The following is a 23,559-nucleotide window of genomic DNA, read 5'->3' as shown; positions in this document are numbered from 1 at the left end:
GAACCGACGCGGCGTCAAGGCGGGCGCGCCCTAACTCTACCGCGGGAAGTCGGCAGCGTCGCGTCCTCCAGCTGGGCTTGCGCCACCAGCATTCGATCGAACGGATCGCGGTGGTGCAGCGGATAGGAAGTCGCCATCCAGACGTGCGCCGCTTCCCTGGCTGGGCGGGACCCCGAGCCGATCGGGCAGCTCGTGCGCGACAGCGTCCTGCGCTGCCTCTGATCTCGGCTCCTCGCCCGGGCCGGCGAACCTCGCGGGCCGCCGACGCCGGGCGCGGATCCCCTTGAAGTACGAGAGCGCCAGGGGCGAGCTATTTGACCTGGCCGCCGAGGTCCGACGGATTGGGTGCGGTGGCCCCGTCGATCGGAACGAGCGTGAGCGAGAGAGAAGGCGTGATCGTCCAGTTCCCTTGAATGTTGTTCGTGTACTTGCCTGCGGCGATGATGCCATAGTAGACGACGTACAGCGTCGTCGAGTTACCCGGGCTCAGCGGGCTGCTGACGACGCTGAGCGGGAGCTTGTTCGAGCTCAGGCTCGGGACGTAGTCCGAGCTCGAGAGGCCGAGCGCCCACCCAGCATCGTTGAGATCCTTGTCGACGCTCGGCGCGAAGGTGATGGTGGCGGAGGTGATGTTGAACTCGCTCGTGGTGTTCTTCGCTGTCAGCGTGAACGCATACGTGTTCGTGGACGCGCCCATCGGGAGCTGATTCGTGTACGAGCCACTGATGGTAAGGAGATCTCCGAAATTGACCTGGTAAACGTTGGGGCCGAACGTCGCTGCCCGGGACGTAATCTCACGCATGATGTACCTCTTCGTTTCGTTGCCGTTCGTTGCGGCTGGTTGTGTGTCGCCCCTCGAGGGAAGGGCACCTTGTGCGGGGATCATCCGCGCAAAGCCTTTTGAAATTTTTATTGCGGCACCCGGCCGACGGCCGAGCTGCGCCCCGCGTCGCGCGCGGCGTGCCCCATGCAGCGCAGCCACGCCCGCGACGCTCGTCGTTGCGATGTGGCTCCCGCTCGCCGTGCTGTATTTGCTGTATTTGCCAATTTGCCAATTTGCAAAGCTCGTGCCGCTGGGCGATCTGGGCGGCGGAGGCCGACGCGTTCGAGCAGGTGCCGCACCTTGCGTCGCGGCAGGACACCGCGCGTCCCGCCCTGACGCACGTCCTGCTGACGAGGGCCGATCCCCCGGCGGCGCGACGGCGCAATCGTGGTGGCGCCACGAGTCCTCGAGGCGGCCCGGCGGATGGTGCGCTTCAGGGCCTGGTTGAGGCCGTACTCGCCCCAGGGCTGGCCGCCGCTGCGCTCGTCGAGGTTGACGTCCGCCCAGCGGAGCGCGCGGACCTTACCGGCCTGGAGACCCACCCACGCCGCGAGGGCGAACGAGGCGCCGGGAGCCCTGCCCCTTCAGTGCCAGACGCCCACGCTCACCGCCCTGCCCTGGGATCGATGCCCAGGAGCCCGCACGGACCATCCCAGTGGTGCTCGCACGCGGCCCAGAATTGCGCAGAGGCAGGAGCGCTCAGCGTGCGGCCCTGCGCCGGGTTGGGCCGGAGGACCACCGAGCGCGCGCCGTCATGGACCGCCTGCTCGAGGTCGCCCACCAGGGCCTCCGGATCGTGGCGTGAGATGAGCGCCGAGCCCAGGAGCCTGGCAGGCGCGCTCGAGCAGAAACCGCCCAGCCATCGATTGTAGGCGCTGGCGTAAGCGCGCGAGCGCTCCGCATCGATGGAGTCGTCGCACATGGCGACGGGCTCGAGGACGTGACGTCCACATCGATGATCCGAAATCCATCTCGCATCCTCGGCTCCTCGGCGGCTAGACGAACAGAGGGACCGGGTTGAGCTCGCTCTCGGCAAGCGGGCGTTCGAGCCACCCCAGCGCGCACGGTACCTGATAGAGCCTCCCCGGGCCGAACCGGGGCCAGAAATGGCGCAGCCCTGGGACGATCACCTGGGCCACGGGCAAGCCGATGTCGGGGCGGGTCTTGTCCACGGCGATGAGCTCGAGGCCCGCCTCGTCGAGGCGCCTCATGCATTCCTGGATGTCGGCGCGCAGATCGGGGCCGCAGATCCGGGGCAAGCTCCCGGCCTCGATCCGCGGGAGATCCGGGTGGGGGAAGAGATGCGCGCGGTCAGGCAACCGCTCGAGGTCCCACGGCGCCCGGCGCGCGCCCCCGGGCTCGAAGAGCTGGTTCAGCTCGGTGAGCGATCGCTGCACGGCGAGGCGCGGGTCGAGGTGGCAGCCGAACCCGATGGTGAATCGATCCTCCCGGGCCTCGTGGGCGAGCGCGACGCAGGTGGGGATACCGAGATCGTGCGTCAGATCGAGCACCCAGACGGCCCAGCCGAACCGGGCATAGTCCGCCTGGAGGGCTTCGAAGTACGGGTCCCCGAAGCTGTCGAGGTCAATGGCCGGGCGACAGAGGCGGTTGTACCACCAGATGGCGGCGGCGTCGCGCTCCACGAGCTCGAGCAGGGCTTGCAATACGGCCTCTTCGAGGCAGGTGCCGGCCGCCACCCCGTTGCCGCAGGGGCCGCAGAACGCGGTGCCGCTCTCGGCCGGGGCCTCGGCGTAGCAGTAGGCCAGCGGGACGTAGCGCCGCTCGCGCTTGCTCAGCGACCAGGCCGGGGTCCAGTCGATCCGGGTGCCGGCGTCGAGCGGCTCCGGTACCCACTGGCGACGATCCGCTGCCTGCGCGTTGAGGTGAGCGCGCTCGCGGTACTGCGCCTCGCTGAAGTTCAGCAGATCGTCGGGCGAGAGCGCCGCCGCGCCGCGCTCGTCCTTGCTGCCGCGGACGCGCGCCTCGTCCCCCTGGTAGACGCCGCTGTATCGCTCGAGCGCCTCGCAGAGCGCGCTCACCCTGGCCTGGTCCGCGCTGCGCCCCTTGCCGGCGCAGCTCTTGTCGAAGACGTTGGTGCGCGGGACGCCCTCCCGGGGGCAGGCCAGGTAGCCGGACGCGTACACGGCGCGGAGCTCGGTGTCCCGCCCCGGCATCGGCACGAGGTACGTCACGGCTCCGGTGATCGGGCTGACGAGGTGCTGATAGCGCTCGTAGGTCCGGCGCGGGGTCTGCCGGCGATATCCACCGTCCTCGTAATGCGCCTTCTCCACCGGCTGCAAGTCGATCGGGCGCTCGCCGACGGCCGCCATCCGCGCCGGATCGCCGCACGCCGGGCACTGCGGCCTCCGGACGACCGCGTGCGCGGTGATCTGGAACGTGGCCAGGTCGAGGGCGAGCACCCGGGCACCGAGCGCCCGGGGAGAGCTGGTATCCTCCCCGGCGAGCGCGCGGGCGATGGCCGAGGCGCCGAGCCCGCAAGCGGTCCGTACGCTCGCCTCGGTGGCCGCCCTGGGGGGAGGGACGTGGCCCTCGTGCCCCCGGCGCCGGCGAACGAGCTCCTCGACCGGGCGGTTCTGGCGCATCCGGAACGCCAGGCATTCCCAGCAGGGGCCGGCGCCGGGCTCGAAGACGGGCCCGATGAGCGGCTGGACGCCGGCAGGCCTGATCAGGAACCAGCGCGTCCCTTCACGCAGCGCACGGCGGTTGATCGAGGCCAGCTCGGGCTGCACATGGTCGTCGGCCACGACCACCTGCACCGCCGCCTCGCCGTCGATCCGCACGCCTGCCTGTTCGAGCGCCTCGGTCATCCACCCGGCGGGAGCGGCTTCGCCAACGGCCAGGACCGACACCGGGGTCCGGCTCAGGGCCTCGGCGGCCGCCTTGCCGTCGAGACCCACCCCGCGCCAGTACGCCGCGTGCTCGGAGGGGAGCTCCGGTGTTGCGGGGACCAGGTAGCCACGCGCCGCGAGCCGGCTCAGGGCATACAGGGTCTCGGGCTCGGAGAACCGATCGCGCGCGGCGCGCAGGATCTCGTGCACCGTGCGCCGGCCGTCGACGAGCGCGGCCACCTCGGCGGCGCAGGCGCCGGAGAGGACGAAGCGCTCGCGCTCGCCGATCAGGAAGACCACGCCCGCATCCATGCGCTCGACGCGCAGGGTGGGCTTGAACGCCAGCACCTGGCTCAATTCCAGAGGATCCATCGTCGTTCCTGTTTTCACCCGCCAAGGAGCAGGTGCAAGTGGCGTGCTCGAGGAGAGCGACCGCCGGATGGCCGGGGATCGCCGGGCCTCCCTGGACCCATCAGGATCCGGGCGGAGTGGAGCCGCACGCGGCCGTGCCCCTACATCCCCATGAGGCCGCAGGGGCTCTCCCAGAGGATCGTCCGCAGCGCCTCGTCCCCGAGCGCGCCCCGCAGCGCCATCACCTCGTCGACCATCCCGGGCCCGTGGTCGAGGTGGGGGAAATCGGTCCCGAACACCATCCGCGTCGCGCCGATCTCCTTCACCACCCGGTCGAGCATCACCTCGCTGGGCTCGAGCGCGATCCAGCACTGCCGCTGGAAGTACTCGGAGGGCGGCCGGCGCACCCGGTCGCGCACCTCGCCGCGCATCTGCGCGTACTCGACGTGGTCGAGCCGCCAGAGCCAGTAAGGCAGGAAGCCGCACCCCGCCTCGAGCAGGCCCACCCGCAGCGTCGGGTGGGCCTCGAGCACGCCGCCCTCGATCAGCGAGAGCAGCGCCATCATCGCCTCCATCGGGTGAGAGCAGGCATGCCGGCCAAAGTGGGTCTGGAAGCGATCAGCGCCTGCCGTGGGGAGGCGCGCGTGCGTGCCCTCGTGGAGGAGGACGGCGACCGCGTGGTGCTCGCACGCGGCCCAGAATCGCGCATAGGCAGGAGCGCTCAGCGTGCGGCCCTGTACCGGGTTGGGCCGGAGGACCACCGAGCGCGCGCCGCCATGGACCACTTGCTCGAGATCGCCCACCATGGCCTCCGGATCGTGGCGTGAGATGAGCGCCGGGCCCAGGAGTCTCTCGGGCGCGCTCGAGCAGAAATCGCCCAGCCATCGATTGTATCCGCGGGCGTAGGCGCGCGAGCGCTCCGCGTCGATGGAGTCGTCGTTGACCAGGTAGGTCGCGAACGTGGGGAGCATGACGGCGACGTCGACGCCGGTCGTGTCCATCTCGGCGAGGTGCCCCCGAGGCGTCGTTGCGGCGGCAAGAAGCTCGCGACGCCCCTCGGCGATGAGCCCGACCTCGATGTACGCCGCCTCGGGGACACGCATGACGGGCTCGCCAGCCACACAGAGGATCTGGGGCGTGGGCAGGAGCGCGTGCTCACCCAGGCGATTCAGCCGCTCGGCCAGGGGCTCGGGGGGGCCGAAGGGCTCGAACCGAGGCGCAACTTCTCGCATCCGCGCCGGCAGGTACTCCGGCCACATGGCGACGGGCTCGAGGACGTGACGGTCCACATCGATGATCCGAAATCCATCTCGCATCCTCAGCTCCTCGGCGGCTAGACGAACAGAGGGACGGGATTGAGCTCGCCCTCGGCGAGCGGCCGGTCGAGCCACCCCAGCGCGCACGGTATCTCGTAAAGCCTCCCCGGGCCAAATCGCGGCCAGATATGGCGCAAACCCGGGACGATCACCTGGACCACATGCAAGCCGATATCCGGGCGGGTCTTGTCCACCACGATGAGCTCCAGGCCCGCCTTCATGCATTCCTGGATGTCAGCGCGCATATCGGGGAGCACGGCCACCTCGGCCATGCGCGCGCCGGAGAGGACGAAGCGCTCCCGCTCACCGGTCAGGAAGACCACGCCGGGATCCATGCGCTCGACCCGCAAGGTGGGCTTGAACGCCAGCACCTGGCTCAGATCGAGAGGGGCCATGACCAGTCCTGGCTCCATCCATCACGTGCAGCAGGTGAACGGATATTCTGCTCCCGTGGCGTTATATATGGCGAGGGCGAGAGGCTCGCTTGCCGAGTCGCTCGGTTTCGTGGGCAGATAGAGCTTGAGCACATGAGGCTGGAGTGAATCCCAATATGACTGATGATCCTTGTCGAGCGGAGATCCCGGCGGATGCCACCGGGCTGCGCCATCGTCCTCGACGCACAGGCTCAATTTCCAAGGTAGCCTGTAGCCTCGGATGGTTTGCAGCGCCGATACAGGGTCGATCTTGAGCGCCCGTTTAAAATCCTCGTCGATCCAGGCTTTGGCCATCGCCGCAAGCAGCACGACGTTGAACTCGGCGAACGAGTTGTCGTCGGGAACGAAGCCTCCTGCCGGAGGGCCGCTCTGGATGCTGACGCGCTCTTGACCCGCCTGTTCGCCCTCATGATGGCGCGCCTCGGGCTCTCGCAGTCGCTCGCGGCGACCGGGGTGCTGCAGCTCCCCGTGGTCCGCCCGAAGCGCCCGAAGGTCGGCCCCGCCCCCTTTCTCCTGAGTGCGTGCATGAACCCCGTGCTGATCGTACTCGTGGTTCCAGTGATCGCTGAACAGCGACGGGCGCTGCTTGTAATAATCGCCGAGCGCCCTCGTGTAGTCGTCCGGATGGAGATCTTCTCGCAGACCACCGTCTCCTGGACGAGTTGCGGAGCACTTGGGCACGAGCGGCAGGCGCAGCGTAAGGCAGTCGAGCAAGTCGCTGGGCCAGACCCACTCATCGCGGATCCACATGAGATCCTCGTCGGCTCGTGCGATCTGGAGCTCGCACGTCCTTGGCCACGGCCAGATATAGCCAAATCGATACTTGAGCGCGGAGGTGGGATTGTTCCCGGTCAACTCCTTACCAAAGCCGTTCGGATCGGCCCATGCCTCTGCGATCGCGCGCAGGTACGTCGTGCGAAACTCCATCAATTTGTTCAATGCCATGATTCTCTCCTTCGTGACCGTCTATCGCAATCTCTTGCAGCCGAGGATGTAGCGCTGGTTCACGCACCGCGCGGGCGCGCTGCTTCCAAGAGCCCCATGAGCCGCGCAGCGTTATACCACAAGGCAGCCCGGAGCACGTCGTCGGCGAGCGGCGCGCCGCCGTCGAACAACCTGGCGACGATCGTGGGATCGTGGTCGACGTGGGGAAGTCCGTGCCGATGGCGCACGAGGGGCCGAGCGTCCTCCGCGTCATAGAGCTTCCTTGCGAAGACCTGATCGAACCACGTCAGCGCGAGGATGCGGGCCGTGATCACTCCGAACTCGGCGAAGTCATCGGGCGCCTCGCGCACCCCGTCCGTCGCCTTACCGAGCATGGATGGGAACCATTCGCAATTGAGAGCGATGGCGTCCGCGGGTCCGGACGGGGCGCCGGGCTCGTTCTCCGTTGACTCCTTGACCAACAGCTGCAAGAAGTCCGAATCCCGCCAGGCATGAGCGATGGCCCGCGAATAGGCGGCGCGCAGGTGGGGAAAGAGGGCGGCGCTGCTCCCGCCGTCGCCGTTCCATGAATTGGTGTCGGTGCCCATGGATCACTCCTTGGTGTGCGTTAACTTCGGATCAGGAAACGAGTCATGGAGCTGCGTCAAACGGCACACAAGCGCCATCATCAGGAACGGCGCGGCCCCCGTACTCGGCGAGACGGTGGAGTTGTGGGCTGCGCGCCGCCCCCAGGCCCATCAGAATCCGGACGGATGCCCCCTGCCTGGAGCCGCAGGCGGACGTGGCCCCTACACCCCCATCAAGGCACACGGGCTATCCCAGAGGATCGCTCGCAGCGCCTCATCCCCGAGGGCCCCCCGCAGCGCCATCATCTCGTCGACCATCCCGGGGCCATGGTCGAGGTGGGGGAAATCGGTCCCGAACACCATCCGCGTCGCGCCGACCTCCGTCACCACCCGATCGAGCATTGCCTCGCCGGGCTCGAGCGCGATCCAGCATTGCCGCTGGAAGTACTCGGAGGGCGGCCGGCGCACCCGGCCGCGCACCTCGCCGCGCACCTCGCCGCGCATCTGCGCGTATTCGATGTGGTCGAGCCGCCAGAGCCAGTAAGGGAGAAAGCCGCAACCCGCCTCGAGCAGGCCCACCCGCAGCGTCGGGTAGGCCTCGAACACGCCGCCCTCGATCAGCGAGAGCAACGCCATCATCGCCTCCATCGGATGAGAGCAGGCATGCTGGCCAAATTGGGTCTGGAAGCGATCGGCCCCTGCCGTGGGGAGACGCGCGTGCGTGCCTTCGTGGAGGAGGACGGTGAGCGCGTGGTGCTCGCACGCGGCCCAGAACCGCGCATAGGCAGGAGCGCTCAGCGTGCGGCCCTGCACCGGGTTGGGCCGGAGGATCACCGAGCGCACGCCGTCATGGACCGCTCGCTCGAGATCGCCCACCATGGCCTCCGGATCGTGGCGTGAGATGAGCGCTGGGCCCAGGAGCCTGGCAGGCGCGCTCGAGCAGAAATCGCCCAGCCATCGATTGTAGGCGCGGGCGTAGGCGCGCGAGCGCTCCGCGTCGATCGAGTCGTCGTTGACCAGGTAGGATGCGTACGTGGGGAGCATGACAGCGACGTCGACGCCGGTCGCGTCCATCTCGGCGAGGTGCCCCCGAGGCGTCGTCGCGGCGGCGAGGAGCTCGCGACGACGCTCGGCGACGAGGCTGACCTCGATGTACGCCGCCTCGGGGACGCGCATGATGGGCACGCCAGCCACACAGAGGATGAGCGGCGTGGGCAGGAGCGTGTGCTCGCCCAGGCGATTCAGGCGCTCGGCCAGGGTCTCGGGGGGGCCGAAGGGCTCGAGCCGAGGAGCGTATTCCCTCATCCGCGCCGGCAGGTACTCCGGCCACATGGCGACGGGCTCGAGGACGTGACGGTCCACATCGATGATCCGAAATCCATCTCGCATCCTTGGCTCTCCGCGACTGGACGAACAGAGGGGCCGGGTTCATCTCGCGCTCGGCTAGAGCGACAAACGGGCCAAAACTGCCTGAAACGCAGAATTTCGAACCACCAGACGCCATAAGACGCCATAAGACGCCAACATATTTTTATTTTATGGCATCCTGGCATCTCATGGCGTCTTGGCGGTTCATTTCTCGCTTGAACAACGCGATCGGTGTTCTAGGAAGTGCAGGTGAACGGATAGGCTGCGCCCGTGGCGTTGTATGCGGCGAGCGCGATCGGTTCGTCGCTGAAATGGGTCGGTCTCTTGGGCAGACAGAGCGTGAGCACATGGCGGCGGCTAGCAGTCCAGGACCATGAACTGGGAGGAAGGACGATAGATTCACCACCAGCAAGAGGATGAGGAGGATGAATACGAGCGCCCCATGAGCCCGCATGATCTTCCTTGATCTTGATCTTCATCTTCCACGGCATCTTGTAATCTCGGATGGTGTGAAGAGCTTCCGCGGGGCTCTCGAGGAGCAAGCGCCTGAAGGGCGGGTTGCTCCAGCCCTTGGCCATCGCCCCGAGCAGCGCGACCTTGAACGCGGCGAACTCCTGTTCGCCGGACATGAGGCCACCGGCGGGGCGATCGGCGTCAAGGCGAATCATCCCTTCATCACCCGATCTCGATGCGGGATGGTAGGGAGGGATCTCCAGAGATTCACCATCGTTGGGATTTGCGCAGTGGTCCCCCCAGTCGTCGCTGAAGAAATTCACGTGCTGTCTGTAATAGTCCGCGAGCAGAACGGCCGGTGGTGCTGTGCTGCTCCCGGAAGGCGGATCCTTCGGGGGCTGGAGCGGCAGGTGCATCGTCAGGCTCTCTATCAGGGCCAGCGGCCAGATCCACTCGCTGCCAGTCCACTCGAGCGACGGCTCGCGGTAGTCCACGATCTGGAGCCGGCACACGTTGTTCCACGACGTGCTGGCCCAATCAAAGCCGAAAAACGCCAGGGTCTCGGTGGGGCGGGCGGTCAGCGAGGTACGGGACGCCTCGTCGCTCCACGCTGCCGCGATCGCGCTCAGATAAGCCACGCGAAACCGCATCAAGGTGCTCATGCTCATCGAGTTTCTCCTTCGTGAATGCCGATCTCGATCTCTCGCAGGCCAGGGTGGAGCGCGACAAGCTCGTCGAGGCGGGCTCGGAGCTGCTCGGCGACGGCGAAGCGCCGGAGCAGCTCCAACGTCGCCAGGGCTTCAATCCTCGGCATGGCATGACGCCGCGCGAGCCGGGCCGCGTGCTCCAGCGACGCCCGCACGCCTTCGGCCGCGGGATCCTTTCGCGCCTCGACCATGGCCCGGCGAAGGTAAAGCTGGGGCTCATGGTAGTGCTCGTCGTTCTCGCGGCAAAGAGAGAGACAATGGTCGATGCGGGCGACGGCCGCGTCGAGCTCGCCGCGCTCCGCCAGGTTATCGGCGACCAGGGAGCCATAGTACGAGAGGCCGAGCTTGCACCCGAGCTGGGCGAGGCCTTCCACGGTCGCTCGGGCGCGCTGCTCGTCGCCGATCGCCCAGTCGTGGAGGGTCACCGCGTATCCTTCGTAGGCAGACAGCCCGTGTTTCGCGCTCAGGGCGAGGACCTCTCCGGCCAGGGCGGCGACCGCGCTCCGGTCGCCGGCGAGCTGGTGGATCATGCACCCGTACAGCAAGACGAGGGCGATGGAGGGCACGTGGCTGACCTCGCGCGCCCACTCGAGGGCGCTCTCGACGAGCGCGAAGGCAGAAGCGGTGTCGCCGGAGTACCAGCAGAGCTGCGCCACGTACGCCCTCGCCAGGGAAAGCGAGTCCAGCCCGAACCGCGCCCCGTGGTCCCGGTGGAGATCGGGATCGTAGAGCTCGACCGCGCGCTCGGCCGCGCGCCTTGCGTCCGCGTGGTCGCCGTCCACGAAGAGGGCGACCGCGTGGAGCGCTTCGGCGGCAGCGCCGAGCCCCCGGTCCAGGGAGCGATCGGCGATGGCGACCAGCTCCTCTGCCACCGCGCGCGCCGTCCGGCGGTTGCTGGCCACGTGGTGATAGGCGAAGAGCGACCACAGCGTCGGCACCCTGAGCTTGCTGTCCTGTTCGAGCTGTTGCAGCAGGCTGGCCGAGCGATCGGTGATCGCCTTGACCTCTGGATCGCCCCAGCCCCGGGTCGCCATCAGGGCCTGGGCCAGGACGCCGTTCGCGGTCAGCTCCGCGAGGGCGCCGTCCGCGCCTGGCAGCGCTTCGGCCCACGCGAGCGCGCTTGCGGCGTGCGCGATCGCCTCGGCGTAGGTCGAGCGTTGCAGCGCCTGCTCTGCGGCCCGCTGCGCATAACCCACTGCCTCCCGCTTCTGCTCCGCCGCCGCGTGATGGTGCGCGAGCAGATCCGGCCGCGTCCGGACCACTTCCGGAAACCCCTCCTCCAGCGTCTCCGCGATGCGCGCGTGGATCCGCTGCCGCGCGCCGGTGGACAGCGACTCGTACGCCGCGTCCCGCACCAGCGCGTGCTTGAACATCCCCACCGCCTCCTTACCCCGCCGCCTGCGCAGCACGAGCCCCGCGCTCATCAGGCGCTCCAGATCCTCCGCCACCGCCGCCGGGCCGAGCGGGCTCGCGACCGAAAGCGCCTTCAGGCTGAACTCCCGGCCCAGCGCCGCCGCGAGCTGGGCTGTCTGCTTGGCGCGCGCAAGCCGATCCAGGCGCGCCGTGAGCAGCGCCCGCAGCGTCCCCGGGATCGCCGCGCTCGAGAGCGGCCGGGTGAGCTCGTAGCGATCGTCCCGCTCCACCAAGAGCAGCGCGTCGAGCATCATCCGGAGCAGCTCCTCCGCGAAGAGCGGCACCCCGTCCGCGCGGTCCGTCACCTGCTCGATCACGGCGGGAGGCAGCGCCTTGTGGCCCACCAGCCCGGCGAGCATCTCCTCCATCTGCCGACGCTCCAGGCGGCTCAGCGGGAGCAGCAGCACGTCGGCCGTCGAGAACGACGGTGAGAACTCAGGGCGAGCCGTCATGAGGACGCACATGGGGACCGCGGGCACCTCGCGAACCAGCTCCGCGAGGAACTCCATCGTGGTGGGGTCGGCCCAATGCAAATCTTCGGCCAGCAGAAGGACGGGCCGCCTGTCGGCCATCGCGAGGAGCAGCGACGCGACCGCCTTGAGCGTCAGCGCCTTCTGCCGCTGCGCCGAGACGTCGAGCGGGGCATACGGGGCGCCGAGGGGCAGGGAGAAGAGCGGCACGAAGAGCGGCATGGACTCGGCCAGCGCGAGGCCGTGGCCAGCGAGCTCCCCCTCGAGCCGCGCGATCGTGCTGCCCGCGTCGGGCTCCTGGTCGAGCCCGAGCGCGCGCTCGAGGAGCTCGATCACCGGGCGCAGGGGGCTGTTTTGCGTGGCGGGCGAGCACCGCGCCTCGAGGAAGGTGTGGTCCTCGTGCGCTACCCGATCGCGCAGCGCGCGCGCCAGGCGGCTCTTGCCGATGCCGGGCTCGCCGGTGATGAGGCTCGACTGGCCCGCCCCCTCGCACGCGCGGCGCCACCGCTCCAGGAGGAGCCTGATCTCCGCATCTCGACCGGAGAGCGGCGCCTTCGAGCCGTCGGGGGTCGGCCACCTCGCCGCAGCGCCGTGCTCCTGCCCGAGGCGGTAGGTCTCCACCGGCGCCGCGATTCCCTCGATGGAGCAGGCCCCTTCGCTCTCGAGGTCGAAGGAGGCGCGCAGCAGCGCTTGCGACGCGGCGCTGACCGCCACGGCTCCCGGCGGCGCCAGCGCGGCGAGCCGCGCGGCGAGCCGCGGGGTGGCGCCGGTGACGAGGCACGCGCCGTCGAGATCCCCCAGATTCCCGTCGACGACCAGGCCGGTGTGGAGGCCGACGCTCACGTCGATCCGCACGCCCGGCGCCGCGCTGCGTGGGTCCTCGGCGTCCTCGGGTTGCGCAGCGCCGGCCATCGCCAGCGCCGCGCGGGCAGCGCGCTTGGCGTCGTCCTCCGCCGCGCTGGGGTAGCCGAAGTAGACAAGCAGATCGTCGCCGAGCGCCGCGGCCACGTACCCCCCGTACCGGCGCCCGACGTCCGCGCAGAGGGTGAGCGCCGAGCGCAGGGGATCGTCCAGCGCCTCGGCGTCGGCGGCCTGCCCGGCGGCCGCGCGCGCCCTCAGGTGACAGCAGAGCGCCGTCAGCTGCCGGCGCTCGCCGTCGAGCGCGGGCGCCCTCCGTCGGTCGAGCGACGTGGCGACCGTCGCGGCCGAGGCGAGCGACCGCGTGTCGGCGCTGGCCGGGGGGCCGCCGGCGCCGAGCAACGCCTCGCGCGAGAGCCCGCGCAGGTTGCAGGCCTCGAGCGCCTCGAAGAGCCCACGGGCGGTCACATCGCGCGCGCCCTCGTCCTTGCGGAGAGCGCGGGCGAGCAGGTCGCCCAGGGGGTGGCGCTCGAGCGCGGCGGGGATCGGGACGGGATCGGGGCCGAGCAGCCGGTAGAAGATCTCGGCCTCCGTGCCGCCGTAGGCTGGCTTGCCCGTCAGGCACTCGAGGAACACGAGGCCCCACGAGAACAGATCCGCGCGCGGCGAAGCCTCGGCGCCGCGCCACTGCTCCGGCGCCCCGTAGCCGGGCGTGCCCAGCGCGTCGTGGCTGCCGGTCAGGCGCGTGGATCGCCCGTCGTCGAGCGTGGCGCCGATCCCGAAGTCGAGCACCAGCGCGTTGCGGCGGGCGCCCGTGGGGATCACCATGATGTTGCTGGGCTTGAGGTCGCGGTGGACAACGCCCGCCGCGTGGGCGCACGCGAGGGCGTCGAGCACCTGGAGCATCAGGTGCCGCGCCTCGGACGGCGCGAGCGCGCCCTCTCGCTCGAGCAGGGCGGCGAGGTTGTCGCCAGGCGCGAAGGCGAACGCGGCGTAGAGGGTCCCATCTTCCACCTGCCCCGCGTCGACGAGCTGGACGAGGTTGGGGTGGTGAAGCTGGGCGCAGAGCCGCGTCTCGCGCAGGAAGCGCGTGACCCGCCTGTCGGCCTGCGCGACGCCTCCCTGCTCGGCGAGGCGCAGGATCTTCAGGGCGATCGGCTGCCCGGTGGTGAGCTGGCGGGCCTTGTGCACCACGCCGAAGCCGCCCTCGCCGAGCTTGGCCAGGATCTCGTAACGCCCGTCGAACGTGGCGCCTGGCGCGAGCGCGGCACCGTTTGCGACATAACACTGCATGATCGATCTCGTGGTCGCAGGAGGCGCTCGGAGAGCGCTGGCACCGCTCCCTCAGGGCTCCTTGTCGGCGTCGAGCACTGCCAGGAGATCCGGATCGACCTCACCTCCAAGCAGGTCCAGGACCTCGCGCACCCGCGAGAGCTCGCGCCGCAGCGTCCGATGATGGTTGCGGTTCTTGAGCAGCATCTCCTGGCCGAGCAGCGTGAAGGCGTCGTCCCGGTTGCCCGTCCGCTGCACCGCCGCGCCGAGGACCATGCCTCGGAAGGCGTCGGTCAGCTCGAGCGGGAGCGGGGCGCTGCCGCCCCGGCGTCGCTCGGCCTCGTTCACGAAGCTGAGCGCCGCCCGCCAGAGCAGCTTGGACAGCGCGCTCGGCTCGGCGTCGCTGTCGAAGGTGAGCGCGCGCTCGACGTGGCGCCGCTGGATCACCAGATCGCCGCCGAGGCCGCTCTGCCCCGCGAGATGGAGCGCGTAAGCGCGCCGGACGATGTTGTCGAGCTGCCGCAGGTTGCCCGGCCAGGGCGCGGACACGAGGAGCTTCATGGCGTCGGGCTCGAAGCGCGCCGTACCCGTGCCGTCGGCCTCCTGATGGCGCCGGTTCAGCATGTAGTCGGCCCAGCGCGGGAGCTCGTCGAGCCGCTCGGCGAGCGGGAGCAGCCGCACCGGCAGGACGTTGATGCGGTAGTACAGGTCCTCGCGGAAGCGGCCGGCGCGCACGGCGGCGCGCAGATCGGCGTTGGTGCCGACGAGGAGGCGCGCGTCGGCGCGGCGCTCCCCCGCCCCGTCATCGCCCAGCATCCGGTAAGCGCGCTCCTCGATGAAGCGCAGGAGGCCCGCCTGGGCCTTGAGCGAGAGCTTGTCGATCTCGTCGAGGAAGAGCGTGCCCTTCGCGGCGCGGGCGACCGCGCCTGGGTTGTCCTTGACCGCTCCGGTGAAGGCGCCCCGCTTCCAGCCGAACAGCTCGGCCATCTGCAGGTCCTCGGGCACGCCGAGGAGGTCCAGCGATTCGAAGGGCTGGCCCCGGCGCTGCGAGTGCTCGTGGCACCAGCGCGCGAGCCTGGATTTCCCGGCGCCGGTCGGGCCGGTGATCAGGATGGTGTCGTCCCGCGGGGCGAAGGCGCGGAGCAGCTCGACGAGGTGCGCGGTGCTCTGACCGACGACCGGCAGGAACTCGTCCGGGCTCGCCGGCTCGTCCGAGCGAAGCGGCAGCGCGCGGGCGGCGATGAAGGCCCCGGCGATGCTGGCGAGGATCGCCAGCTCCTCGTGGCACTCCGCCCAGGGGAGCTCTAGCCCGACGGCCCCCCTGCAGCTCGCCTCGATCGTGATCATGCCGTCGACGCTGCCGCCCGGCGCGCGCAGCGGGACGACATGGACGTGGGTCGCGTCGCGACCGAGCATCCGCTCGCGTGTCGCGTCGCCGGGCATGCCGGCCGCCGCTGGCGGGTGGCGGAGCGCCATGGCCCCGTCCGGCATCCAGGAGCGGAGCGAGGCGCGCTGGACGTCGATCGAGACCGAACAGCGGTGCTTCTCGATCCAGCTCCAGACGCTGCCGGAGGTGAGATAGCCGGTGCCTTCGATGCGCGCGCCGCTCAGGCGGTCGATGCCGAAGAGGCGCTGGTAGCTGTCCTCGGGGCGGAGGTGGACCACGCCACGCAGGATCCGAGCGCGCCCGGCGAACGGGCTGTCGGCGAGCGCCTCTTCGACGCAGGTGAACATGGCCTGGAGGACCGCCGTGGCAGCTTCGTCAAAGTACGTGGCCGACACGAGGCGGGGGACGAGGGAGATGAAGCTCTCGTCACGGGATGCGGTCACGGTAGGCAGCAGGAAAGCAGGAGAACCGGGGCGGGTCCAGGTGGAACGAACAGGCTCGCGTCTCCTGCGGACGCGCTGCGTCCCGGCGGGACGCGAGCCCCCTCTCGCCTCGGAGGCCGTGGCAGCGCCGGCGTCCTGCCCGAGGGACCACGGGAGGCGCCGCGGGTCCGAAAGCCGGACGCGCCATGAGGTGGCCGAATGCCATGCGTGGATGCCGTCCAATGCGGCCGGGGCAATGAAAAAGCGAATCGAGGTGCGCGAGATCAAGGTGGCGCCGCCGGTGCTGCTGCTCGGCGTCGGTGCTGGAGCCAGAAGACGCCAGCTCCTGCAGGCGTCACCTCGTCTTCTCGAGCGGGCGTGAGAAGACGAGCACCGGGAGCCCACTCACCGGCACCACGCTCTCGTCCACCAGCGTGAAGCCGTGCTTGCGGTAGAACGCGGCGTTGCGCGGCTGCTGGCCGTGCGCGCCCTTGCGCTGCGGCGCCTGCCCGACACGCCGCCCCTCGGCGAGGTGGCCTCGGCGCTGGGGCTCAGCGTGCGCTCGCTGCAGCGCAAACTCTCGCTGAGCCGCACCTCGTTCGTGGAGGTGCTGGACGAGGTACGCCGCGATCGCGCGGAGCAGCTGCTGGACGAAGGGGTGCTGACGCTCGGCGAGATCGCCGCCCGTGTGGGGTCGCCGAGCAGGCCTCCTTCACGCGCGCGTGGCGGCGCTGGCGCGGAGAGGCCCCGTCACCGAGCCGCCGCCACGGATCGGCGCTCACGCCACGGCGAGGCCGGTGAAGCGCCCGGGGTTCCTCGTGGGAGAACGCGTATCTCACCAGCTCGGCGAACGCGACGGCGGCGCCCTGCGAGACCGCCGTCGCCAGCCGGCACGTCCACCGCGGTGCGCCGGAGATGATCTGGTAACGTTTCGAGCATGCGGATCACGGCGTGGATCGGTTGCGCCTGGTGGACGCTCGGGTGCGTGGCGTGCGGCGGCTCGTCGAGCGACGGCGGCCCCCCGGGCGCTGGCAGCGGAGCAGCCACGGGCACCGCGACTACCGGGACCGGCGGCGCCGCCGCGACCTCCGGGGTCGGTGGCTCTGCGGGCGGCGCGGGCGGCGCGGGCGGCGCGGGCGGCGCGGGCGGCGCGGGCGGCGCGGGCGGCGCGGGCGGCGCGGGCGGCGCGGGCGGCGCGCCGCGCGAGCTGCACGTGGACACGAGCTCACCCGAGCTCAGCGAGATCCGGTTCAAGCCCAGCGAGCTCGATCCAGAGGTCTCCGACCGCGACCTGGAGCAGGTGGCCCTCCTCGACACTCGGGTCGCGCGGTTCGCGGGCAAGCTCGTCGTCACGCTGTCGGGGAGCAGCCAGCCTCCTGGCCCGCTCGACCTCACCCGCTTCGTCGCCGCGCGCGGCTTTCACGCGTTCGCGGTCGCCTACAAGAACGACTACAACATCGTTCAAAATGATCCGGACACGTTCGGCGACGCGCGGCTCGAGGCGTTCGACGGTCAGGACCACACCGCGCTCATCGAGGTGACAAGGGCCGACAGCATCGAAGCGCGGCTGGCGAAGGCGCTCGCGCACCTGAAAGAGGTCCACCCGCGAGGCGACTGGGGCTACTTCCTCGAAGACGACGGGAGCCCGCGCTGGTCGGTCATCATCTTCAGCGGCCACTCGCACGGCGCGAGCTCGGCCGCCCGCATCGGCAAGGTCGTCCGGCTCGACCGGGTGGTGTCGCTGGCCGGGCCGCGCGACACGAACCCGGTGAGCGCCACCTGGCTGTCGGAGCCGTCGGCGACGCCCGTGGATCGCATGTTCGGACTGACCGGCGAGCGCGATGAGCAGCACCCGGATCACCTCAAAGCATTCGACCTCATCGGCCTCCCCGGCGAGCTCGTCGAGGTCGACGTCCCGGGCGCGGCGCCGCCGTACGGTGGATCGCACCGGCTCGCGCTCAAGGACGGCGACCACGGAGCCTCCGGTAATTGCGGCGCGCACGTCGCCGTCTGCGAGGCGATGTTCGGCTTGCCGCTGCCGTGATGTCGCGCTCCCCGTCGAGGCTAGCGATCCGCGCACCGCGATGCGGGGCTCCCGGCCCTCTCCCACGCCACCGACTCGTAATGGCGAAGCCCCTCGTCGGTCAGCGAGAGCACGCTCGTGACCCCGAGCCGGCGCACGTCGCGGCCGAGTTCGATCAGCGCCTCGGCCGCCGAGGCAAAGAGCATATCAACGACGGCCTCGCGATCGTGCATCGCCAGGGCGCGCAGCGCCGATGGCAGCGTGAAGACCACGTAGAGCGAATGGGTGGGCAGTATCGCTCCATCCGGCGCTCGACCCAGCGCGCCTGCTCCAGGCTCTGGCACTTCGGGCAACTCCCATTCCCTGAGCCCATCTGGCAGCTCGTGCGCGACAACGTCCTGCGCTGCCTGTAGTCTCGACCGGATCGCTTTTCCCGCGGCGACCGCGGGCGTGACGATCGGAGGTCGAACGTGAAACGGTCTTTCCTCGCCCTCGCGGCGGCGTTGCTCGCGGTGGGTTGCTCGGCGAAGTCGAGGACGTTCTCCGGCGAAGAGCCCCAGGGCGGGGGCGGAAACGGCGGCGGCAGCAACGACGGCGGCGGCGATGCGGGCACCGGCGGCAGGAGCGACGGCGGCGGCGGGAACGACGGCGGCGGGCCGCTGTGCGCCGGCGTGGACTGCAGCCACCTCGACGGCGGCTGCATGCGCGGCGTGTGCATCGAGGGCGAGTGCTTCGCCGAGCCGCGGCGAGCGGGGACCGAGTGCGCGGCCGCGGCCGGCGAGTGTGACGCGGCCGACACGTGCGACGGCGCGGGCGAGTGCATCGCGAACCGCGCGCCGGAAGGCACGGCGTGCACGGGGTGCCCGAGCGGCGCGTGCGGCGGCTGCACGATGGGGGTGTGCGCCGATGGGCCCGCGGTCACCTGCGGCCTCCGCTTCGCCGACGTGACCGCCGCCTCGGGGCTGCCGGCGACGACAGGCAGCTCGGTCGTCGCGTGGCTCGACGTCGAGAACGACGGCGACCCCGACGTGTTCCTGCGCGGCAGCGGCCTGTACATCAACAACGGCGCGGGCGTGTTCACGGAGGGCGCCGCCGCGCGCGGCATCAGAGATCTCGGCACCACCTCCGAGCATTACCCGGTGATCGCCGCCGACTTCGACAACGACGGCGACATAGACATCTTCGTCGCCAACGACACCCGCTACGGCACGATCCCGAACCGGCTCTATCGCAACGACGGCAGCGGCACGTTCATGAACGTCGCGCTCTCGGCCAACCTCGAGCTCACGACGACGACGCCCGGGCCGGCGGTGTGGATCGATCACGATCGCGACAACGACCTCGATCTGTTCTTCGGCTCGGAGTTCGGCACGTCCGCCATGTTCCGGAACGACGGTGCGCTGCCGTTCGCCGATGACAGCGCGCGCTTCAGCACCTTCCTCCAGGGCGACAGCGCGACGTGGGCCGATCCCGACGCCGACGGCGATCTCGACCTCTACATGGCCACCGGCTCGACCGGAAACGGGAACCGCTTCTTCCGCTTTACATCGCCGAGCTGGACGGACGTCGCGACATCGGCGGGGCTCGAGGACGCGCCGGCGGCCAGCTCCCGCTGGGGCGGCGCGACCTGGATCGATATCGATGCCGACGGCGACCTCGATCTCCTCTCGGTGCGCGACGGGGACGCGGACGATCTGCTCTATTACAATGCCGGCGCCGGCGCGCCGTTCTCCGGCGCCATGGCGGAGAGCGTCGGGCTCGGAGACGGATCGTTCATGAGCGCGAGCGTGTGGGCCGACTGGGATCAGGACGGCGACCTCGACGCGTACGCGGGCGGCACGCTCTACCGCAACGACGCGGGCACGTTCGCGGCCGCCGGCGCCTCGCTCGGGATCACCGCGCAGCAGGTCGGCTCGTTCGCGGACGTCGACGGCGACGGCGACCTCGACCTCCTCACCACGAGCTTCGGGGCGACGGCGCTCTACCGCCGCGACGTGACCGGAATGCCGTGCCGCGCGCCGGGTTACGCGGTCGTCCGCGTGCTCACCGATCGCGACGGCAATGCGACCGACGCGAACGTGAGGGAAGATCGCGACGCGATCGGCGCGCGCGTCGACGTGGACCTCGACGGAGACGGCGACTTCCGCGCGGGCGGCTATACAGGGGCCGATCGCGTGGCGACCTACCTGGTGGGCGCCGGCCAGTGGGGCAACCGGCAGCAGAGCCAGCTCCCGCTGATCATCGGGATGGGGGCCGCGGCGTCGCTCGATATCCGCGTGACGTTCCCCGACGGCTCCGTGGTGACACGCAACGACGTCGCCCAGGGCGCGCGCATCACGATCAACGATGTCTGACGAGGGTGGTAAACGAGATCGGCGCGATCTGGCGTGGCGGGTGGACCCGTGCAGGCCGGTCTGCGCGGTGCTTACGTGATAGCGGTCTCCGATGGGGCGGTCCGGCGGCCATGTACACGATCGATCTGGAGAAGCCGATCTGGCATCGCAACGACAAGAACCGCGTCTGGGCAGACGCGCTCCTGAGCGCGTTCGGCGAGTTCGTTGAGGAGGCCATCGTTCATGAGGCGGCAGCGCAGGATCTCGCCGGCGACGCGGGTATGAGCGTCGCCGACTACCTGGCATGCGGGATCGGAATCACGGTGGAACGCCCAGGCTGCGCCCTCTGGATCGCCGTCTCCTTCTGGAAGAACGTCGTTACGATCGCAGTCCCGAACCATCCACCGGGCGATGTCGACGCTGCAATCGACGAGCTCGAGCCGTACATCGACTTCTTTGTCCAACGCGGGTTCAAGGCGCTCGACCCCGATACGGGTCATCCGCTCGGTCAGGGAGCGATGCGAGAGAAGCTCGCTGCCGGGTACCGGCGGAGGCAGGGAATGCTCGACACCGTTGCGGCGCTCGTCGGCGGCGAGGTCCCCGGCAAGCTGGCGCCCTGACGAGCGCGAGCTCTGGGCGGGCGGAACTAACGCCGCGCCCGCAGCGCGCCGAGCCGCGCCCGCGCCTGCTCCGCGGAGATGGATCGCGGGCGCGCCTTGCCCCAGCGCTCGAGGACAGCCTCGTACGCCGCAGCGGCGCCGCGCAGATCGCCTGTCGCCTCCAGGGCCATGCCGAGGTAAAGCCGCGCCTCCGTGGTCGAGAACGGGTCGGCCAGGGCCGCGCACGAGCGCGCCACGCGCGTCAGCGGCCCGATCGCCTCCTGCCCCTTCCCCGCGAGCGCGTACACCTTGCCGATGTGCAGATCGAGCAGGAGCCACCGGCCGCTCTCCGACGGGAGCGGCTGGTCGAGCGGCATCGTCTTGAACGCCGCCGCCGCGTCGGCCGCGGTCTCCACGCCGGCGGCGTACGCCTCGGTCCAGAGCAGCCAGCGGTGCTCCGGCTTGATCTCCTGCGCCGCGGCGCGCCACTTCGACTGGACCCGCTCCAGCCACGCCGAGCGCGCCGCGTCGTACGCCTCGTGCGTCATCGACGCTGCCCGGAAGCTGTACGGCAAGAACGCGATGGTCCAGTCGGCCGTGGTCGCCGGCTCGGACCAGGCGCTCATCCGGCGGAGGAAATCGTCCGCCACACGCCCGGCCTCCCGCGGCAAACCCATCTCACGGTAGAGCTCCGCCAGCTTGAGGGCCGGGCTCGCGTGCGCGTCCTGATCGTTCCTGCCGGCGACCTCGCGCTGCCACGCGCGGGCGTGCTCCACCGCCAGCTCGAAATCGCCGTCCAGGACCGCGAGCGAGCTCCGATCGAGCAGCTCCTTCGCCCGCCGCTCGCCCTCGGGGACCGCCGCCCACCCCTGCTCCAGCGCCACGAGCACGCCCTCGCGCGGCGCGCCCCGCGCGTGGAGCGCCAGCGCCAGGTGCCGGTGCGCCGGCGCCGCCCTCGGATCGATCGAGAGCCAGCGGCGCGCGTGCTCCTCCACTTGCCGGCAATCGCCCTGGCGATGGAGGAGGCGCACCCGGTTCGCGAGGCAGAGCGTCGCGCCGGGAGCCGTCTCGGCGCAGGCCTGGTAGGCGGCGAGCTCCGCCGCGACGTCCCCCTTCATCCCGAGCGACTCTCCCTTGAACCCCCACGCGAGCACGTGGCCCCGGTCCAGGGCGAGCGCGCGATCGTAGGCCTCGACGGCGGCGTCGAACCGGAGCTGCGCGAACCTCGCCGAACCGAGGTACACGAGGAGCTCCGGATCGGCCGGAAACCTCGCGACCGCGGCCTCGAGCCGCCGCTCCCATGACACGGCGTCGGAGGGCTGGCGCACGTACGGCTCGGCCGCGTCGAGCAGCGCCATGTCGCGCTCGCCGAGGGCGGCCCGGTGCCGGGTCGCGAGCTGGAAGTGCTCGCGCGCCTCGGCGGGCCTCTGTCGAAACGTCCAGATCGCCACGCGCAGATGGCCGGCGCCGAGGCCACGATCCAGCGCCACGGCGCGCTCCATCGTGCGCGCGGCCACGTCCGGCGCGCCGTCACGGTAGGCCTGCAGCGCCTCCTCGTAGAGCGCCGCGGCCTCCGGGTTGCTCGAGGCGGGGCGCGGCGGCTCCGGGGCAGCGACTGCCGCGCCGCTCGGCCGGGGCGGCGGCTCCGGGGGACGCCGGAGCACCGCGACCGTGGCGCCCGCGACCGCCGAGGCCGCCAGCGCGAGCGCGACGAGCCCGCGCCGGCCCGGCCGCGCGCGCTCGTCGCGTGCGGTCCGCACCACGACGGCCTCGCCCGACGCGGCCCCGTGATCCGGCCGCGGCGCAGGCTCCGCACCGGCCGGCGCGGGCGGCGCGCCATCGGGGCGCGGCGACGCCGGGTCGGTCCGGTACGGCACGGTCGGCTCGAAGCCGATCCCCGCGGGCGTGCCCGCGTGCTCGGCGCCTGGCGCAGGGCCGCGGCGCGCGTTGGCGCCGTCGACCTGGGTCTCGGCCTCTCGCGCGGCGGGCGGCGAGCGCGCCGGGAGGCTCGGCAGCTCGGCCTCAAGCCCCTCGGCGGCGATCAACGCGCGCCAGAACGCGCCGGCGTCGGGGTACCGGTCGCGCGGAGAGACGCTGAGCGCCCGCGAGAGCACGCGCTCGACCGCGTCCGGCGCCGAGACGCCGCGCGCTCGCAGCGTGGGGCGCAGCGCAGGATCGACGACCACCGAATAGAGCTCGACGATCCCCTCCCCCTCCAGCGCCCGAGCCCCCGTCACGAGCTCCACGAAGACGAGCGCGAGCGCGAAGACATCGGTCCATGGCCCCGTCGCGCCCCGCTGCTTGTCGAACTGCTCCGGAGCGCCGTAGCGGGGCGTGAACACCGACGGCCCCTCCGCGGTGCTCGCGAGCGCCGCGGTGCGCGAGCGCTGATCGCCGATGATCTTGGCGATGCCGAAATCGAGGATCTTGAGCGTCCTCGCGCCCCCCGCCTCGGCGAGGAAGAGGTTCTCCGGCTTGACGTCGCGGTGGGCGATGTTCTGCTCGTGCGCCACCGCGAGGGCGCGCACCGCGGGGTCGAGCAGGCGTATCGCCTCGCGGCGGGACAGGGTGCCGCCGCCTCCGGCGCGCAGGCGCTCGAGGTGGCTGGCGAGCGTCTCGCCGTCCAGCCACTCGAGCACGAGATAGGGCACGCGAGCGCCGTCCTGGGTCGTGAAGGCGCCGATGTCGAGCGCCTGCACGATGCCGGGCGAGAGGCGTGAGAGCTGGAGCAGGAGCCGCCCCTCGTCGCGCAGCCGTCGAATGAAATCCTGCTGCGCCTCGGGCGAGAGCTCGTCGGGCAGCTTGAGGCACTTGATCGCGACGGGCGCGTCGAACCCCTCGTGCACGCCGCGATAGACGACGCCGAACCCGCCGGCGCCGACGGCGGAGAGGACACGGTATTTGCCGTCGATCGTGGTCCCGCAGAGCCGAAATACGTCGCGCTGGGCGCCGGACATCGGCGGGAGTATA

General features: G+C 70.8%; 17 protein-coding genes. 4 read left to right on the top strand and 13 right to left on the bottom strand.

Annotated elements, in window-relative coordinates:
• Positions 1-310 precede the first annotated feature (310 nt).
• The 11 genes from WMF39_RS01245 to WMF39_RS01195 form a co-directional block, all read right to left on the bottom strand.
• Positions 311-802, bottom strand: coding sequence for a hypothetical protein (locus WMF39_RS01245; protein ID WP_437743730.1), 492 nt, complete (start codon positions 800-802; stop codon positions 311-313).
• A 625-nt stretch (positions 803-1,427) separates the two neighbouring features.
• Positions 1,428-1,745 carry a hypothetical protein gene (locus WMF39_RS01240; RefSeq protein ID WP_437743729.1) on the bottom strand — a complete coding sequence of 106 codons (318 nt, stop codon included), beginning with the start codon at positions 1,743-1,745 and terminating at the stop codon, positions 1,428-1,430.
• A 73-nt stretch (positions 1,746-1,818) separates the two neighbouring features.
• Positions 1,819-4,044 carry a TOMM precursor leader peptide-binding protein gene (locus tag WMF39_RS01235; protein ID WP_437743728.1) on the bottom strand — a complete coding sequence of 742 codons (2,226 nt, stop codon included), beginning with the start codon at positions 4,042-4,044 and terminating at the stop codon, positions 1,819-1,821.
• 140 nt (positions 4,045-4,184) lie between these two features.
• The gene (locus WMF39_RS01230) at positions 4,185-5,339 is read right to left on the bottom strand and encodes an amidohydrolase family protein (protein WP_437743727.1); all 1,155 of its coding nucleotides are present in this window, start codon (positions 5,337-5,339) and stop codon (positions 4,185-4,187) included.
• A gap of 17 nt (positions 5,340-5,356) precedes the next feature.
• Positions 5,357-5,734 (bottom strand): YcaO-like family protein, encoded by a 378-nt coding sequence (locus WMF39_RS01225; RefSeq protein ID WP_437743726.1) that lies wholly within the window; start codon positions 5,732-5,734, stop codon positions 5,357-5,359.
• Between the two features lie 21 nt (positions 5,735-5,755).
• Positions 5,756-6,718, bottom strand: coding sequence for a BMA_0021/BMA_0022 family TOMM bacteriocin (locus WMF39_RS01220; RefSeq protein ID WP_437743725.1), 963 nt, complete (start codon positions 6,716-6,718; stop codon positions 5,756-5,758).
• Between the two features lie 59 nt (positions 6,719-6,777).
• Complete coding sequence (locus tag WMF39_RS01215; protein WP_437743724.1) at positions 6,778-7,305, bottom strand: hypothetical protein; 528 nt, start codon at positions 7,303-7,305, stop codon at positions 6,778-6,780.
• A gap of 201 nt (positions 7,306-7,506) precedes the next feature.
• On the bottom strand, positions 7,507-8,673 hold the full coding sequence (locus tag WMF39_RS01210) for an amidohydrolase family protein (protein ID WP_437743723.1): 1,167 nt from the start codon (positions 8,671-8,673) through the stop codon (positions 7,507-7,509).
• A gap of 215 nt (positions 8,674-8,888) precedes the next feature.
• Positions 8,889-9,773, bottom strand: coding sequence for a BMA_0021/BMA_0022 family TOMM bacteriocin (locus tag WMF39_RS01205; protein WP_437743722.1), 885 nt, complete (start codon positions 9,771-9,773; stop codon positions 8,889-8,891).
• Positions 9,770-13,846 carry a TOMM system kinase/cyclase fusion protein gene (locus WMF39_RS01200; RefSeq protein ID WP_437743721.1) on the bottom strand — a complete coding sequence of 1,359 codons (4,077 nt, stop codon included), beginning with the start codon at positions 13,844-13,846 and terminating at the stop codon, positions 9,770-9,772. Before WMF39_RS01200 ends, WMF39_RS01205 begins: the two co-directional genes overlap by 4 nt.
• 51 nt (positions 13,847-13,897) lie before the next feature.
• Positions 13,898-15,655 (bottom strand): sigma-54-dependent transcriptional regulator, encoded by a 1,758-nt coding sequence (locus tag WMF39_RS01195; RefSeq protein WP_437743720.1) that lies wholly within the window; start codon positions 15,653-15,655, stop codon positions 13,898-13,900.
• Positions 15,656-15,845: 190 nt separating this feature from the next.
• On the opposite strand from WMF39_RS01195, the gene WMF39_RS01190 reads away from it, so the two are divergent.
• Positions 15,846-16,016, top strand: a complete 171-nt coding sequence (locus WMF39_RS01190; RefSeq protein WP_437743719.1) for a hypothetical protein — start codon at positions 15,846-15,848, stop codon at positions 16,014-16,016.
• Positions 16,017-16,571: 555 nt separating this feature from the next.
• Positions 16,572-17,678, top strand: a complete 1,107-nt coding sequence (locus WMF39_RS01185; protein WP_437743718.1) for a BPSS1187 family protein — start codon at positions 16,572-16,574, stop codon at positions 17,676-17,678.
• 20 nt (positions 17,679-17,698) lie between these two features.
• Here WMF39_RS01185 and WMF39_RS01180 read toward each other — a convergent pair whose 3' ends face one another.
• A complete protein-coding gene (locus tag WMF39_RS01180; protein WP_437743717.1) occupies positions 17,699-18,001 on the bottom strand; it encodes a hypothetical protein in 303 nt (100 codons plus the stop codon).
• 126 nt (positions 18,002-18,127) lie between these two features.
• On the opposite strand from WMF39_RS01180, the gene WMF39_RS01175 reads away from it, so the two are divergent.
• Positions 18,128-20,011, top strand: coding sequence for an FG-GAP repeat domain-containing protein (locus WMF39_RS01175; protein WP_437743716.1), 1,884 nt, complete (start codon positions 18,128-18,130; stop codon positions 20,009-20,011).
• Positions 20,012-20,121: 110 nt separating this feature from the next.
• Positions 20,122-20,610, top strand: coding sequence for a hypothetical protein (locus WMF39_RS01170; RefSeq protein ID WP_437743715.1), 489 nt, complete (start codon positions 20,122-20,124; stop codon positions 20,608-20,610).
• A gap of 26 nt (positions 20,611-20,636) precedes the next feature.
• On the opposite strand, the gene WMF39_RS01165 is transcribed toward WMF39_RS01170, so the two are convergent.
• Positions 20,637-23,546 carry a protein kinase domain-containing protein gene (locus WMF39_RS01165; RefSeq protein WP_437743714.1) on the bottom strand — a complete coding sequence of 970 codons (2,910 nt, stop codon included), beginning with the start codon at positions 23,544-23,546 and terminating at the stop codon, positions 20,637-20,639.
• Between the last annotated feature and the right edge of the window lie 13 nt (positions 23,547-23,559).

The organism is Sorangium sp. So ce1504 (genome assembly GCF_051521635.1).
GTDB classification, from domain to species: Bacteria; Myxococcota_A; Polyangia; order Polyangiales; family Polyangiaceae; genus Sorangium; species Sorangium cellulosum_B.
Note: the sequence above shows the minus strand (reverse complement) of the source record. Positions and strands in the feature narration are given on the sequence as shown.

Excerpts from the sequence above, each read along its gene's own strand:
- WMF39_RS01245 (WP_437743730.1), bottom strand. The coding sequence starts at position 802 with ATGCGTGAGATTACGTCCCGGGCAGCGACGTTCGGCCCCAACGTTTAC.
- WMF39_RS01240 (WP_437743729.1), bottom strand. The coding sequence starts at position 1,745 with ATGTGCGACGACTCCATCGATGCGGAGCGCTCGCGCGCTTACGCCAGC.
- WMF39_RS01235 (WP_437743728.1), bottom strand. The coding sequence starts at position 4,044 with ATGGATCCTCTGGAATTGAGCCAGGTGCTGGCGTTCAAGCCCACCCTG.
- WMF39_RS01230 (WP_437743727.1), bottom strand. The coding sequence starts at position 5,339 with ATGCGAGATGGATTTCGGATCATCGATGTGGACCGTCACGTCCTCGAG.
- WMF39_RS01225 (WP_437743726.1), bottom strand. The coding sequence starts at position 5,734 with ATGGCCCCTCTCGATCTGAGCCAGGTGCTGGCGTTCAAGCCCACCTTG.
- WMF39_RS01220 (WP_437743725.1), bottom strand. The coding sequence starts at position 6,718 with ATGGCATTGAACAAATTGATGGAGTTTCGCACGACGTACCTGCGCGCG.
- WMF39_RS01215 (WP_437743724.1), bottom strand. The coding sequence starts at position 7,305 with ATGGGCACCGACACCAATTCATGGAACGGCGACGGCGGGAGCAGCGCC.
- WMF39_RS01210 (WP_437743723.1), bottom strand. The coding sequence starts at position 8,673 with ATGCGAGATGGATTTCGGATCATCGATGTGGACCGTCACGTCCTCGAG.
- WMF39_RS01205 (WP_437743722.1), bottom strand. The coding sequence starts at position 9,773 with ATGAGCATGAGCACCTTGATGCGGTTTCGCGTGGCTTATCTGAGCGCG.
- WMF39_RS01200 (WP_437743721.1), bottom strand. The coding sequence starts at position 13,846 with ATGCAGTGTTATGTCGCAAACGGTGCCGCGCTCGCGCCAGGCGCCACG.
- WMF39_RS01185 (WP_437743718.1), top strand. The coding sequence starts at position 16,572 with ATGCGGATCACGGCGTGGATCGGTTGCGCCTGGTGGACGCTCGGGTGC.
- WMF39_RS01170 (WP_437743715.1), top strand. The coding sequence starts at position 20,122 with ATGTACACGATCGATCTGGAGAAGCCGATCTGGCATCGCAACGACAAG.
- WMF39_RS01165 (WP_437743714.1), bottom strand. The coding sequence starts at position 23,546 with ATGTCCGGCGCCCAGCGCGACGTATTTCGGCTCTGCGGGACCACGATC.